This window comes from Sphingobacterium sp. PCS056 (assembly GCF_023273895.1).
Lineage (GTDB): Bacteria > Bacteroidota > Bacteroidia > Sphingobacteriales > Sphingobacteriaceae > Sphingobacterium.
This window is the reverse complement of record NZ_CP096883.1, coordinates 4725106-4740325: the sequence shown is the minus strand read 5'-3', so window position 1 is coordinate 4740325 and position 15220 is coordinate 4725106. Positions and strand designations below refer to the sequence as shown.

9 protein-coding genes, 1 tRNA gene and 1 pseudogene are annotated in these 15220 nt (G+C 40.0%); 5 read left to right on the top strand and 6 right to left on the bottom strand.

Annotated elements, in window-relative coordinates; translation table 11 throughout:
- Nucleotides 1-124: 124 nt before the first annotated feature.
- From MUB18_RS19870 to MUB18_RS19850, 5 genes and pseudogenes are all read left to right on the top strand, one after another.
- Nucleotides 125-1714 carry a hypothetical protein gene (locus MUB18_RS19870; protein ID WP_248754347.1) on the top strand — a complete coding sequence of 530 codons (1590 nt, stop codon included), beginning with the start codon at nucleotides 125-127 and terminating at the stop codon, nucleotides 1712-1714.
- Nucleotides 1715-1724: 10 nt separating this feature from the next.
- Nucleotides 1725-2129: pseudogene (locus MUB18_RS19865) on the top strand (TlpA family protein disulfide reductase); the annotation flags it as partial.
- Between the two features lie 22 nt (nucleotides 2130-2151).
- Nucleotides 2152-3774: a S41 family peptidase gene (locus MUB18_RS19860; protein ID WP_248754345.1), complete on the top strand. Its 1623-nt coding sequence runs from the start codon at nucleotides 2152-2154 to the stop codon at nucleotides 3772-3774.
- 2 nt (nucleotides 3775-3776) lie between these two features.
- The gene (locus tag MUB18_RS19855; RefSeq protein WP_248754344.1) at nucleotides 3777-4919 is read left to right on the top strand and encodes a TlpA disulfide reductase family protein; all 1143 of its coding nucleotides are present in this window, start codon (nucleotides 3777-3779) and stop codon (nucleotides 4917-4919) included.
- A gap of 97 nt (nucleotides 4920-5016) precedes the next feature.
- Entirely contained in the window at nucleotides 5017-6303 is a 1287-nt protein-coding gene (locus MUB18_RS19850; protein ID WP_248754343.1) for a retropepsin-like aspartic protease, read from the top strand.
- A 441-nt stretch (nucleotides 6304-6744) separates the two neighbouring features.
- Here the strand turns inward: MUB18_RS19850 and MUB18_RS19845 are convergent.
- The 6 genes from MUB18_RS19845 to MUB18_RS19820 all read right to left on the bottom strand — a co-directional run bounded on the left by MUB18_RS19845 (nucleotide 6745) and on the right by MUB18_RS19820 (nucleotide 15004).
- A tRNA-Lys gene (locus MUB18_RS19845) sits at nucleotides 6745-6817 on the bottom strand.
- A 238-nt stretch (nucleotides 6818-7055) separates the two neighbouring features.
- Complete coding sequence (locus MUB18_RS19840; RefSeq protein ID WP_248754342.1) at nucleotides 7056-8357, bottom strand: TolC family protein; 1302 nt, start codon at nucleotides 8355-8357, stop codon at nucleotides 7056-7058.
- A gap of 17 nt (nucleotides 8358-8374) precedes the next feature.
- Nucleotides 8375-11482 carry an efflux RND transporter permease subunit gene (locus tag MUB18_RS19835; protein WP_248754341.1) on the bottom strand — a complete coding sequence of 1036 codons (3108 nt, stop codon included), beginning with the start codon at nucleotides 11480-11482 and terminating at the stop codon, nucleotides 8375-8377.
- A gap of 93 nt (nucleotides 11483-11575) precedes the next feature.
- Nucleotides 11576-12715: an efflux RND transporter periplasmic adaptor subunit gene (locus MUB18_RS19830; protein WP_248754340.1), complete on the bottom strand. Its 1140-nt coding sequence runs from the start codon at nucleotides 12713-12715 to the stop codon at nucleotides 11576-11578.
- Between the two features lie 241 nt (nucleotides 12716-12956).
- A complete protein-coding gene (locus tag MUB18_RS19825; RefSeq protein WP_248754339.1) occupies nucleotides 12957-14324 on the bottom strand; it encodes a sensor histidine kinase in 1368 nt (455 codons plus the stop codon).
- Entirely contained in the window at nucleotides 14321-15004 is a 684-nt protein-coding gene (locus MUB18_RS19820; RefSeq protein WP_248754338.1) for a response regulator transcription factor, read from the bottom strand. The genes MUB18_RS19825 and MUB18_RS19820 overlap by 4 nt, the downstream gene beginning before the upstream one ends.
- Nucleotides 15005-15220 lie beyond the last annotated feature (216 nt).

Here is a 15220-nt window from a genome sequence, read left to right as displayed (position 1 = left end):
AGGAGTCGTGCTCATGAACGGTTTATTACCGATAAAATTGATCTAGGGCACGTAAATGCCAAGAGAAAATCCATTCATAAATAAACAAATCGAGCTTACGAGCTCATAAAGTAATACGATACTGATGAAAAAGCGAACGATTTTTTTACTGTTGTTTCTTGTCCAGGCTGTGTTATATGCACAGCCTCGATATGATAGCGGTGTTTTTAAGCCTAAAAACCCAAAAACGAGTGATCTTGTGCAGCTGATGTACAATGCAAAAGATAAGGATCTAGAATTCAGTGATGAGGTAAATGCCAACCTGTTTATTTTTGACAATTTTACGTGGACCAAACTCATCCTGCCTCTGCAAAAAAATAGTGATGGATTATGGACGGCAAATGTACCCGTTAAACCGAGCACTGCCTTTATCGGCGTGAAATTTTTTCAGGGAGACAGTGATCAACCTGATGCTGTTGATAATAATAATAACTTAGGTTATGCCGTTGCGCTAACAAGTGCAAAAGGAAAACCCCTGGCAGGATCTTACTTAGCTGAAGCCGCATTTCAGGCGCCAGGTATCACCGGAGGAGAAATATTAAGTTATTATACCAACCCACCTGACTCTCTGGAACAGGCCTATCTAAAGACGTCGGGTGCTAAAGAGTCTGCTTTGTTGGGGAAAAATTACCTCAATTACTTTCATTCCTTTATGAATCTGCAAAAGTTGGGCTTAGGAAATGAATTTCCGGCATATGCCAGAAAGTTTGTGACAGATGCGCTTGCTGATAAGGGTCTGGATGACGAAACATTAGGCGTATTTTATAATTATGCCAATGCCCGCTTGAAAGATGCAAATTTGACCAAATTTATCCAAAATAGGGTTTATAGTGATTTTCCAAATGGCGCTACTGCACGTTTTATGGCTTATAATAATGCGATGCTTGCTAGTTCGGATCAGGCTCAGGCGATCGGTGCTTATGAAGAATTTTTAAAACGTTTTCCGATTGCGCAATGGCGCAAAAATCCAAATAATCAGAATTTTATTTATTATGCAGTTTATCGAGGTTTAGGATCCTCTTATTTCGAGTCCAAGCAATTTGATAAGTTCGTATCACTATTCGATGATCTTGATTTTCGTACCGGTAATGAATTGATGCGTTGGAATATCATGCGTGCTTATATGTTCAAGACGGTAGGCAAAGATACGTTGTACAGCATCTCAGAAGCGATTATGCCTAAATTGATATCCAGAAAAGATGATCAGTCGTATAAACAAGATTTTGACAGCAAGGCACAGGCAGATTCCAATGTGGTGAAAAATCTGGATGATCGATTGTTTACACACATTTCGCTGTTAAACGATCTGAAAAAATATACAGAGGCGCGCAGATATTTTTTAGAACTTTCTGAAAAAGGGAAATATGAAAATGCCGAATTGAACGAGATCAACCTACAGGTGCTTGAAGGCCTTAACGATGATAAACAGATCCTTCCGCTTTTGGAAATGAGTGCGCGGTACAATGCTATGACACCCCGTATGTTTGAAAAACTGAAAGCTATTTATCTGAAAGGGCATAATGGCGATGAAAAGGGATACCAGTCTTATCTGGCAAGTCTAAAATCGGATGAAGAAAAAGCCGAAATGAAAGCTTATGTGGACCATAACTGGGTCAATCATCCTATGCCGGATTTTCGTTTAGAAACTGCAGAAGGATCATTTTTAAACACCTGAAGACTGGAAGGGTAAAATTGTCGTTGTCGATTTTTGGGCGACTTGGTGCCGTCCTTGCATTATGGCATTTCCGGGGATGCAGCTCTTGGTTGATAAATATGCCCACGATCCAACTGTAGCGATCTATATGTTGGGTACCATGCAGACAGGAGACTATAAAAGCAAGTCGGTCAACTATGTTCGTGGGGAAGGATATCGATTCCATCTATTACATGATTCGGTCAATCCAGCTACAAATGAGCAAAACTTGGTATTTAAACAATTGGTACCTCTTTTTGGCGATTCTTCTATTCCACGCAAAATCGTGGTCAAAGATGGTCGTGTACGCTACTGTTCGGGAGGATACTCTGGTAGCCCAAGTAAGTTGATGGATGAATTATCGCTTGCCATAGAGATCCTAAAGAATGAAAAATAAACAGTTTTATAAAAAATACCATATGAATAAGAAAGCAGCGGGCTTGCTCGTGGGGATGGTAGGTCTAAGTCTGTCTTTACAGGCTCAGATGAATCCAAAGTATAAATTTGAGGAGGCATTGAAACTGATTCAACAAAACTATGTCGATCAGGTCAATGAAGAGCATTTGGTAGATGCTGCCATAAAAGCGATGATTGCCGATTTAGATCCGCATTCCAAATACACCAGTCGGGAAGAGGCGGAGGCTATGCGGGGAGCAATGAGTGGAAGTTTTGCTGGTATTGGTATTCAGTTTTTAAAGAATAATGACCAGACCTTTATTACGATTGTCAATCCTGATGGTCCGGCCATGCGTGCTGGAATCCAAGTGGGCGACCAGATCATCAGTATTGATGGCGAGGCGATAGCGGGGAAGAAATGGGGGAACAAGGAGATTATGGAAAAACTCCGCGGCGAAAAAGGAATCCCTGTAGTGTTAGAAATCTTATCTGCTGGTCATTTGGAACCGAAAAAGATCAGTATCGTGAGAGAAAATATTTTAGAAAGATCAGTCCGCGAAAGCTATATGGTTGACAGTGAAATCGGATATATAGCACTCTCTATTTTCAACCGTACGACACGGCCAGAGATTGATGAGGCTTTGAAAAAACTCAAAGAACAGGGGATGAAGAAGTTGATTTTGGATCTACAAAGTAATGGTGGAGGATATGTCGAATCCGCTATTGGTGTTGTAGATGAATTTCTGCCCAAAGAAAAAATTGTCTTCTACTCGGTGCCCAATGAAGGGGGTAAAGATTATTTCTTTACGGGTGGATTCGGCCGATTTTATGAAGGTGAATTGGTGGTGCTGATCGACGAATCGACAGCATCTTCCAGTGAGATCGTTACAGGAGCACTGCAGGACTGGGATCGTGCGGTGATCATCGGACGACGAAGTTTTGGAAAGGGCTTGATGCAAAAACCTGTTCTGTTATCCGATGGTTCAGAGATGCAATTGACTGGAGCTCGATACTATACACCTTCAGGTCGTTCTATCCAAAAACCGTACACAAAAGGTAAGGATGATTATTTCCAAGATTTCAATCGACGTATGGAGTCTAAAGAGTTATTGGAAGAAGGGCATGTTCAATTTCCAGACTCTTTAAAATATACGACACTTCAGAATAAAAGAATTGTTTATGGCGGAGGTGGCATTATGCCCGATCGCTTTGTGGCTATCGATACCAATGAATATAGCAGTTGGATGGCACAATTGATGAATAGTGGCTTGGTTGCTAAGGGTGGATTTGAATTTGTGCAACAAAATCGTCAAGCTTTGTTAAAAGCGTATCCCGATTTTAACACGTTTAATAAGAGTTTCAAAGTGCCAAAACCAGTTCATGTACAAGTGGTAGATGCCGCTCAAAAACATTCCATTTTAATACCGGAACAAAAGTTTACAGCTGCTCATGATGCCATTGATGTTGAATTTAAGGCTCAGGTAGGATCACTCCTTTATACGGGCGGTGATTATCGTACACGCGTGCGCAATGAAGCGAACCAAAGCTTTAAACAAGCGTTATTGGTATTGCGTGATAAACAGCTTTACAATAAGTTGTTAAATACTGGAACAGTAGGAGAGAGAATAAAACAAAAAACAAAATAAAGATGAAAAATATGAAATGGGCTTTAATGCTAGCTGTAGCTTTACCTGCTTTTGGATTTGCACAGCAAAATTATACGCTGCAGGGGACTGTTGGTAAATTGGACCAGCCAGCAAAAGCATATTTGCGTTTAAATTACGACGAAAAAGTACGTATCGATTCTGTTGATATTAAAAATGGTAAGTTCGAATTTAAAGGTAGTATCCCTTCACCTATGGAAGCGCATTTGCGTATTATCCACGACAATGCACCTTTTGATCCTGCAAAACCGCCAAAACAGGACATACTTGCTTTTTTGATCGAAGGGGCTACTATTAAATTTGTATCTGCGGACTCCATAAAAAACGCGAAAATTTCCGGTTCACCACTAAATGCGGAGAATGAGAAAGTCACTGTATTGTTGAAACCGATCTACGACCAGTATGAGGCTTTGGAAAAGGAGTATAGATCCAAATCTTTGGCTGATCAACAGGATCCTGCTTTCATCAAATCTTTGGAGGAGCGTGCTCAGGTCGTGGATCGAGCGGCTATTGATGCTAAAATGGATTATGTCGCAAAAAACCCAAAAAGCTATATGGCATTGATGGCGTTTAATTCGACTTTACCTCCAGAATTTAACGCTATTAAAGCTGAAGAAGTATTTCTAACGTTGGATCCAAGTTTACAAAACTCAGTTTTGGGTAAGGATTTAGCCAAGCGGATTGCTTTACTGAAGAAAACAAGTGAAGGTATAGAGGCGCAAGATTTTACACAGCCTGATATAGATGGTAAACCAGTTAAATTGTCCGACTACCGAGGTAAATATGTACTGATCGATTTTTGGGCATCGTGGTGTGCACCATGTCGCCGTGAGAATCCGAATCTGGTCAAGTCTTATGCAAAATACCAAAAAGAAGGTTTTGAAATCTTGGGCGTATCGATGGATAAAGCCGCGGATAAAGCAAAATGGTTGAAGGCTATCCAAGATGATGGACTGACTTGGAAGCAAGTAGGTGACCTGAAAGGTTGGGAAAACGAAGCTGGTATGATGTATGAAGTTAAGGCAATCCCCATGAACTTTTTAGTGGATCCAAACGGCAAGATCATTGCGAAATATTTGCGCGGTGACGAGTTGGATAAAAAGCTCGCTGAAATATTTGGAAAGTAATCGAGTAACCTTCATAAACATCTAGTTAGAAAGGAAAGAGCCGCCTCTCCAAGCGGCTCTTCTTTTTTTTATAAATAATCATTTTATTCGGTTTGATATGGGAAAAAAAATAGTCGAGGTCTTGATTTTATACGTCGCTCTAATCGGGTTTTGTCATGCGCAAGAGCACGTCGTACATAGGGATATCCAAAAAATCATTGTTTTACTAAATACTAAAAATAGTAGTGGGCTATTGGAAATGATGGCCGACTCTTGTCAAATAGGTAATTTGCCTGCAACAATTGATAAGCAGCAAGTTCTTCCAGATATTCTTGCTAATTTCCAAGGCATTGATTCCTATGATTGGATTACAGACCAGAGGATGTTAACTGGAAATCACTTCGTTTCGCTATTGGTGAACTACAAAAATGGGGGGCGCGGTCGGCCTACATTTACTTTTAACAAAGATGGTAAACTAATCGAATTAGGTATTATTAAGGTTAAATTAACTGCCAATCCGGCACAAGCACTTGCGGCAGCATTGTCCAATACAATGATCCCTGATACGATGCGTGTCAAGTTTAAGTTGGTCAATGACTTAATCTATGTTCCAGCTAAATTAAACGGTATGGATGGATTTTTTATGTTCGATTCTGGGGCTCCTACGATTATGCTTAGAAAGAAATATGTGCCGGATCATGCGATCAATAAAGATGTCACTCTGGATTTTACGGGTATGGGGGGCAACATGTCGGACGTGAATTGGTCTCTTGGGAATCACTTGATCTGGGGCGATATGATCATCAAATCTCTGGATGCAGCAGCGGTGTCGTTGGATGAGATGGATCAGGAAGAATTAATGGTTGGACCACTTTTTGGTTTAATGGGCTTCGGTATCTTTAGCGGTTTTCAATTATCTATAGATTATGATCAGCAAGAACTCCTTTTTGAACGTGTGGATCGAGCGGGGCATTTAACCGGCATATCTTTTAGGCATGGCGAGCCCCTTGCTACTATTCCTATCAGAATGAGAAGGCATATCCCTATCGTTGATATCAATATTGACGGGAAACCTTATCCAATGGGTATAGATTGTGGTGCAAATACTAATTTACTCAAGCAAGAAGTTGTACATGACCTCAAGACTTATCTTAGATTTGAAGGAAAAACGACCAGCCTATTGGGTGTTGGTAATAGGCAATTGATCAGTGAAGTGGCACATCTGGAGGAAGCGCAGGTAGGACCACTGACTTTAGTGCCTATGTCAACCGTCATTACAGATCAAGCTATTGGTGCAGGTAAAGGGGACGAGCAATTACCAATGGTGGGACTACTTGGTACACCATTTTTAAAGCAATTTAGGGTCGTGTTTAATTTTCAAATCGGAAATCTTTATCTGTATTAAATCAGGGTGATATCCCTTTTTTGGTTATCATAGAATAGTATGTTCTCGATAACCGATTAACATGCAATTTTCCTATTCTTTTTGCATTAAAACGGGTCATTACTATAGGAAGTTCTCTGACTATAAACAAGAAAAGCTAATCGCAAGATTAGCTTTTCTTGTTTGTGATCCCGCTGGGATTTATTGCGACCCACATACCCCAAACGCATGTCCGCAATGAAAAAGGTCGAACCCATCCCAACGCTTCTGTTCTCATCCCATTGGATACAAAAAAAGCCTCACATTTCTGTGAAGCTTTTTGTTGTGATCCCGCTGGGATTTATTGCGACCCACATACCCCAAACGCATGTCCGCAATGAAAAAGGTCGAACCCATCCCAACGCTTCTGTTCTCATCCCATTGGGTACAAAAAAAGCCTCACATTTCTGTGAAGCTTTCTTGTGATCCCGCTGGGATTCGAACCCAGGACCCATACATTAAAAGTGTATTGCTCTACCAGCTGAGCTACGGAATCTTACTCTTTTTTTGAAGTTTCCTTCGTTGTTTGGAGTGATGCAAAGGTAGAAAAATACCTGATATATGCCAAGTATATGTTGTGAATATTCTTTAAAACGTTTATTTTGAGGGAGAATATTTTTTAATTGACCATTTTAGCTCTTCTTTTTTGCTTGATTTTGTGCCGTTATGTACCCCACTATCCAATAATGTTGGAAGATTTATACTATAAAAGTGCTCCTTTTTCATCAAGATCGTTAAAAATGGATATCCCATATTCCAGCAGATCGTTCTAGCTCCACAAGTGCGGCCGCATTGTTAAAAAGTGTTTCGTAATAATGTTGCTGGATTTCTATATAGGTACGCTGTGCAAGCAGCACTTCTAATAAGCTGGATTCGCCTCGTTCATAACTATAGCGTTTTCCCTTTAAAATAGCTTCAGCATTTTGGAGTAATCCAGTATTAAACTGTTGGAGTTGCTTTTGTGTTGCTTCATATTGATAATAGGCGTTTATTACTTCTGTGTGCACCTGAAGTTCGATCTGCTTGTATTGTACTGCGGATTGCTGTTGGGCATAATAAGCTTCTTTCAATTCTCCCTTTTGCTTATTTGAAAATTTTAATGGAATACTGATACCGATGTTGGTTGCTGTGAATGCAGGACTTGGTGCGATCTCATTACGGGCTGCAGCATTGCGGGTTAATCCCGTATTGATACCGAGATCAATGATCCGATTGACGTTTGCCAGTTTTAACATTTTTTGCGAAGCATCTTGATGTTGCAAGGCGTAAAGTAGATCGGAGCGGTACAACTGCGCTTGTTCGATCAAGTCATGCAGATGAAAATTCCTATTGAAGGTTGAAAAATCTCCGCTTGTTGACGTGACGGCTGCTATTCGCTTGCTGCCCATTAGCAAGTCTAAGTTTCCAAGAGCGGATTTCCAATGACCAATGGACTGGATAACTTGATTCCACATGGATGCCGCTTCGAGTTTACTTTGTGTGGCATCTATAGCAGTAATTGCACCTAATTTTTCACGGACACTGTCGGATTTTGCTAATTGATCCAGAGCTTCATAAGAGCTGAGTTGCAGTTTAACGAGTTGTTCCTGATGTAGAGCTGTCAAATAGTGCATGGTAGCTTCTGCTCGCAGACGCTGAAAAAAATCCTGCAATGCATATTGCGCTAATTCCGATTCACTTTTTGCCAGATCTATTCGAGCTTTTCGTTTACCGCCAAGCTCTAATGTCCAATCTAACCCGATATCATAACCATACCCCATTTTCATATGCTGTTGATCGTTATTGAATAATCCGGTATTGAATGCTGGGTCAGGTATTATTTTAGCCTTTTCAATAGCTGCTTGAGCTATATTAATGTTTAATTTTTCTGCTGCATAGGATAGGTTGTTTTGAGCCACGGCTTCTATATAGTCCGAATAGGTCATTATTTTTTTATGAAAAGTGGTATCTACCACAACTTGAGCCTGAATCGGTACAAGAGCCAAGAGCAACAAAGTCCAGTAGGTGGATAACAGTAAATTTTTAACTATGGTCATATTGTTAAGCATGATTTTTATGATTTTTGGTGAAGGTTTTCATGCGCTATTTGAGCTGCATTTTTCTTTTCCATGAGGTAGTATAATGATGGCAGCGCATATAGGGTAATCACTGTTGCAAAGAATAACCCATAAACAATTACTGTTGCTAAAGGCCTCTGTACATCGGAACCAATTCCAGTGGCGAGTGATGCCGGTAAAAGACCTAAGATCGCTACAGTTGCCGTCATGATAACTGGTCTAAAGCGGTGTTGTGAACCCATAGTAACAGCTTCCTGAAGTGAATATCCATTTTTCCTTAAGGTATTGAATTGCGTGATCATCAGTACCCCATTCTGGATCGCGACACCAAATAGGGCTATAAATCCTACCACGGACGATACATTAAGGGTCATTCCACGTACATGGAGCGCGAGCATACCTCCAAAAATAGCAAGTGGTACGACACTCATAAGCAATCCTGCCTGGGCGAAACTCCCAAATGCTCCATAAAGAAGAATAAACATAATCATTAATGCCATCGGAACAATGACCGACAAATGTTGATAGGCGCGATGTTGGTTCTCAAATTGTCCTCCCCATTTTATTTTGATCTGATCATGATCATATCGGATATTTTTTTCTATCGCTAATTGCGCTTCTTTGAGAAAAGACGTCAGATCATTGCCTCGAAGGTTTAGCCGTACGGTTAAGTGTCTTTTGTTCATCTCACGAGCAATCGTACTTTCTCCGGTATGGAGCTTGATCGTTGCAATTTGTGCCAAGGGGATCTTCATTCCTGATTCACTTGTGAGCATCAAGGCACCTATTTTTTCAGGTGTATTTCGACTTTCTTCCTGATAACGGCAGATGATATCGTATACTTTTCCTTCTTGATATATTTGTGAAATTGCCTTTCCTCCAATCGCAGTTTCAATAAGCTCTGAAACATCAGCTACATTTAAACCATATTGTGCTATTTTAGTGCGGTCTGCTTTAATTTGTAACTGAGGTAAGGGTGGTTCTTGGTCAATAGCCAAATCCACAGCTCCTTTAACTTGATGTAATGTAAACATCACTTCTTCCGCAATGCGGCGTATCTCTTTGAAATCCTCGCCATATATTTTTACGACCAGTTCACTGTGTGCTCCCGCTATTTTATCCATGACCCCATCGATCATCGGCTGAGAAAAAGCGACATCATATCCGGGCATCTCTGCATATGCGGCTGCTAATTCTTCGATGAGATCAGCCTTAGTCTTACCACCTTTCCACTGTTTATAGGGAAGTAAACCAATGCTGCACTCAAAGTGTGAGGGTGTCCAGGCATCTGTGCCATCATCATTTCGACCTGCTTGAACCATCATATAGGTCACTTCATCAAATTGGAGTGTTCGTGTACGTAGTGCATCACTCATTTCTTTTGATCTCTCGACCGTGATACCCGGTGGAAGCGATACTTGCAACCAGATAGAACCTTCGTCCAAGGGTGGAAGAAAATCTTTACCGACGGTAGCGGTGAGCACTAGTGCACCTGAAAATATAATTACCAGAGGAAAAATGACGGTTTTTGGTTTCTTTAATAGTTTTTCGACTTGTCTATGATAGCCTGTTGTCAAATTTGCTAACCATCTATTGTGATATACTTTTTGCGGTTTGCGGTAGACAACGTAAGCTATTCCTGGGATCAGAAACAGCGCCACTAATAATGCTCCAAATAAGGCGTAACCTACGGTAAATGCCATAGGGGTAAATAATTTCTTCTCTACACGCTCAAAAGCAAATAATGGGATATAAGCGGTGATGATAATAATGGTCGCAAAAAATATAGGTTTTGCCATTTGCTTGACCAATGAAGCTACACCTGATTCTGTTAACTCTGCTTGCTCATTCTCTTCTCTTTTTTTCAAAATAGCTTCCATCATGACAATGGCTCCATCGACGATAATACCAAAATCAATTGCTCCCAATGATAAGAGATTGGCAGGCACATGGGTAAAATGCATGAGAATAAATGCAGTCAGCAAAGCAACAGGAATGGTAATCGCAACTAACAATGCCCCACGCCAGCTTCCCAGAAATACGATCAGTACAATAATGACCAACGCCATTCCTTCTAATAAGGTATGCGAAACGGTGTTGAGTGTGGTATTGATCAGATCTGTACGGTCCATAAAAGCATGAATCTGTACGCCATTTGGTAAAATGCTGCTGTTTAATTCATCTATGGCTTCGTTGACTCCCTCTAAAACAAGAGATGGATTTTGACCTTTTAACAAGAGTACTATTCCTTCAATATTATCCGAGTAATTTGCTCCACGTTTATCTGAGTATCCCAAAGCGCCTTTTCTTTCCAAATGTCCATATTTGATCTGACCGATATCTTTCATGAAAATGGCTGTTCCCTGTTGTGATTTGACAACTATCTGGCCGATGTCTTCCAGTGTTCGGACCAATCCAATTCCTCGGACTACATAAGATTGGTCGCCTCTGTTCATGACACTTCCACCTGCATTGGTATTATTTGCTTCGATTTTATGAACGACTTCGCTTAAGGCAATACCATAGTGCTCAAGTTTCTGCGGATCGATCTCAATCTGAAATTGGGTGGTAATTCCCCCAAAATTGGTGACATCGACAACTCCGGACACTTGTTTGATCCGCGGAATAATAACGAAAGTCTGCAAATCTGTGAGTGCGCGCAAATCATGTGATTTGCTTTCGATGATATAACGAAATATCTCTCCTGTCGGAGAGGTAAGTGGATCCAGACTGGGCACAGCTTGATAGGGTAATGCTAAGTCCGTCAAACGTTCCTGAATGCGTGTGCGTGCGAAATAATCGTCTGTTCCATCTTGGAAAACGATCGTAACCATAGAGAGACCAAAGGTGCTTTTGCTGCGCATGACATGCATGCCAGGTAAACCATTGATAGCACGCTCTATCGGAATAGTGATTTGTTGCTCAACCTCCTCGGCAGCAAGTCCAGGTACTTGGGTTACAATTTGTGAACTCACATCGCCAATATCAGGGTAAGCTTCAATCGATAATTGTGTCCAAGAGTAATATCCAAAGAAGGTTAGTAGAATAAAAAGTGCCAAAACAAGCCAACGTCTGGCAATGGTGTTGTTAAATATATTTTTCATCAGTATAAGAATCTATGGTGAGCACGGTCATCCGTTTAGCGGAACTTTTTTGCTTGCACGAGATGATATTAATAGGGATCGGTCTGTGTTATGCTATTTTGCATTTAGCAGATAAAAGGCGCCTTCACTGATGATGGTATCACCAACTGTTAGTCCAGATATAACCTGTACTTTGCCGTGATCGGTCATACCCGTCTTGACCGGACGCTTGAGGTATTGATCTTGACCAATCTGCACCAATACGTAACTTTGATCATGGTATTGTAGCAATGATTTTTCGGGAATAAAGATTACATCGGATGCTTTTTCAATAAAATTGACACTGACATACATACCGGGTTTTAACACGCTATCCAAATTTTGACAGGCTACTAGCACCTGAACACTTCTGGTATCTTCGTTTAGGATTTGGTCAATGTGCTCAATGGTTCCTTTTATTTTTTTATCAGGAAAAGCTGCAATGGCAATTTCTGCGATGTCCAGTTTGTTGATGAGGTTGAGATCCTGCTCTTTCACCATTCCGACTACCCAAACCCGATTCAACTCGGCAATTTTTGCACGGGAAGGTTCGTCAGATTTGATATATTGTCCGACGACGATATCATGGCTAATGACTTGTCCGGCAATGGGTGAACGTACAATGAGGGACTGTCCTAGAACGAGTTTATTGATATCGATCTGGAAGATTTGGAGCGCAGCTCGTGCATTTTCATACTCTTTCTGTGTAATGTCATAGGTTGCTTTAGCTTCTTCTACATCCCGTGCGGTACCGACTCCGTTAACTTTAAGATCTTGTTGGCGTTTTAAAATTAATGATGCATTTTGAAAGGCTGTCTTTGCCTGAAAGAATAGTTTTTGACTGTCCATAAATTCGGGTGATGCAATTTCGAAAAGCGGCATTCCTGGTTTTGTTTTCATCCCTAATTTGAGATATACCGCAGTTACACGGCCTGAAAAAGGAACGGTAATTTCGGCATATTGGTTTGGAATTGCTTTGACTGTTCCGGTGGTGTTCAGTTGCAGCTGATGCAGTTCTTTCTGCACGGTTATGGTCTTTAAGTACGATTTTACTTGAGCCGCTTCGTGGACAAAAATGGTATCACCGCGTAAAGTCATACTTGCTAGCTGTTCTTGATCAACTGGATTGTGACAGCCCAATAGAGGTAATGAAATAAGAGAAATGAAAAGGAGCCTTGTTAAAATGGTGTATTTATTTGTCATTGTTGCTTTCATCGATAAGATCTTTTTTTGATTTGACTTGAACACAAACTTCGTATCACTTCCCTTTTAGGAAGTGCCTATTTTTTTGAATAGGGCAAAGGTGCTGAGTCTATCGATGGTAAGCTGTTAGAAGAACAATAGAAAAAAATTAGAATTTTATTAGAAGGATATGGGGAGGGCAACTATTTTGTAAAACCTCATGTGAGCTTGGTCATTTAGGTGAATCTTTAGAAGAGGAAAGAAGATGAACTATTTAATAATGCCGCAAGGTGATCATGAAAGTAGTTCCCACGTTTTCCTCCGAAACAACCGTTATTTTACTATGGTGCAGTGTAATGATCTTTTCGGTCAGTGCAAGTCCAATACCATTGCCATAAGTATAATCTTTATTTTTACCACGATAAAATGGGCTGAATAGCTGTGCGAGATCTTGTTCAGGGATTCCGATTCCTTCATCTTTAAATTTTAAGATGATGTTTTTATCTTCAAATAAGACCAAGACAGTACATCGATGCGGACTGGAAAATTTGCAACCATTTTCAAAAAGATTACTGAAGGCAACCTGCAATAGATATTCATTACCATTTACCGAAATTTGATCATCACTTTCGAAATCATCTTCAAAATGGATATCAATTTTATATTCAGGATTTGTTTGTTGAACCTGCTGTCTGGCATCCAATAATACTTCATCGATACGAACGGGCTTAAAAGTGATTTCACTAGGATCATAGCTAGCTTTGGCAAGATCTAATAGGCTGTTGGATAATCGGACTAACTTTTTTGAATCATTTAAAGCATGATGAATCGCTGCTTTATAGTCTGCAATACTGCGTTCTTTAGTTGTTGATAGCTCCAATTCAGCAATAATGGCGGCCAGCGGTGTACGCAATTCATGTGATATGTTTGAAACGAAGTGTTTTTGTGCATCGAATGAATTTTCTAAACGATTGAGCATTTCATTAAATGTATCTGCGAGTTCAGATAACTCATCTTTACTTTGATGGCTGTATAATCGAAGATCAAGATTTGTAGCCGATATATTTTTGGCTTTTTCAATCATCGCTCGTACCGGTTCAAATGCCTTTTTAGAGAAGAAGATTCCCGCTATGAGGATAAACAGAATGGAAATGACAAAAACAAAAATGCTGTTGTGGAGTAGATTGGCAAGTTTACTATAACCATATTCATCATAAGCGGCTGCGGTAACAATATAATTTTTGCCTTCATACCGGTAGGGTAGCCCCACGACTTGCCAGCCCTGTTGATAGAACCTAATTTCTCCTTTATGAATTATCTGATCGATCATCACTTTGGTTTCCTTGACAAAATCAATGTCGACCGCATCGTGATAAAGTAGGTCAAAGTGGGTGTCATAAATAGCAACCTCAACTTCATTCAAAATTTTTCGGTTGTTATGGTAGATATCTTGTAAGATCTTTTTGTCTACATGGGCATTTAAAAAAAGATTTGCTTTAGTAATCGCTTCTTTTCGGAGTAACTGGTAAAATTCGATCTCCCTATTCTCTTTGGCAGATAAGTAAATAATCGTAGCAAACAGTCCTAATATAATCGCTGTGATCAGTGTGAAAAGTATAATCAGCCGGGTTCTTATTTTCATGATTCTGTTTTCAAAATAAAGCCCATTCCAGATTTTGTATGAATGAGTTTGTGATCAAAATTGCGATCTATTTTTTTTCTAAGGTAATTGATGTAGACATCAATAAAATTGGTGCCGGTATCAAAATGGGTCTCCCAGACCTTATCTGCAATTTCTACACGAGATAATACACGATCTGGGTTTTGCATCAAATAGGCCAAAAGTTTAAACTCTTTAGGAGTAAGGTTTATCTGCTGTTGATTTCGTTTGACAATCTTGGTATGCAAATTCATTTCAAGGTCTGCATAAGCCAAAATACCACTGATGTTACCGGAGTTTTTTTGGTTTCGCTTTAATAATGCTCTGATGCGAACTAACAATTCGCGCATTTCGAAAGGTTTCACTAAATAATCATCTGCTCCAGCGTCAAAACCCTCTACCTTATCGTCTGTTGTACCAAGGGCTGTTAACATAATAATAGGAAGATCTGGATTTGTTTGTCTGAGGTATTTGCAAAGATCCAGGCCATCCATTTTTGGTAGAATGATATCGGTGATCACGAGATCAAAATGATCTTGTGAAGACAATTTTTTGCCTGATAAGCCATCATAAGCTAAGGTCGTCACAAAACCCTGCTCTTCAAGTCCTCTTTTGATGAGTTCTGCTACACGATGATCGTCTTCTACAATTAGTATTTTCATGGAACAAGTTGTTTTTTAGCTGAATGATGGTCATGAGTATCATGTTAATACCCCTGAAATTTAACTGATCTTTGATGTATATAGATGATAATCAGGTAATCAAAAAAACAAAGTCAAAATCGATTATTTTGACCAAGATCTAAATACCCAAAACGATTTTTATAAATACAAACTTACAATTTATGATGGTATTATCGTAAAATTAGCAGCAGGACA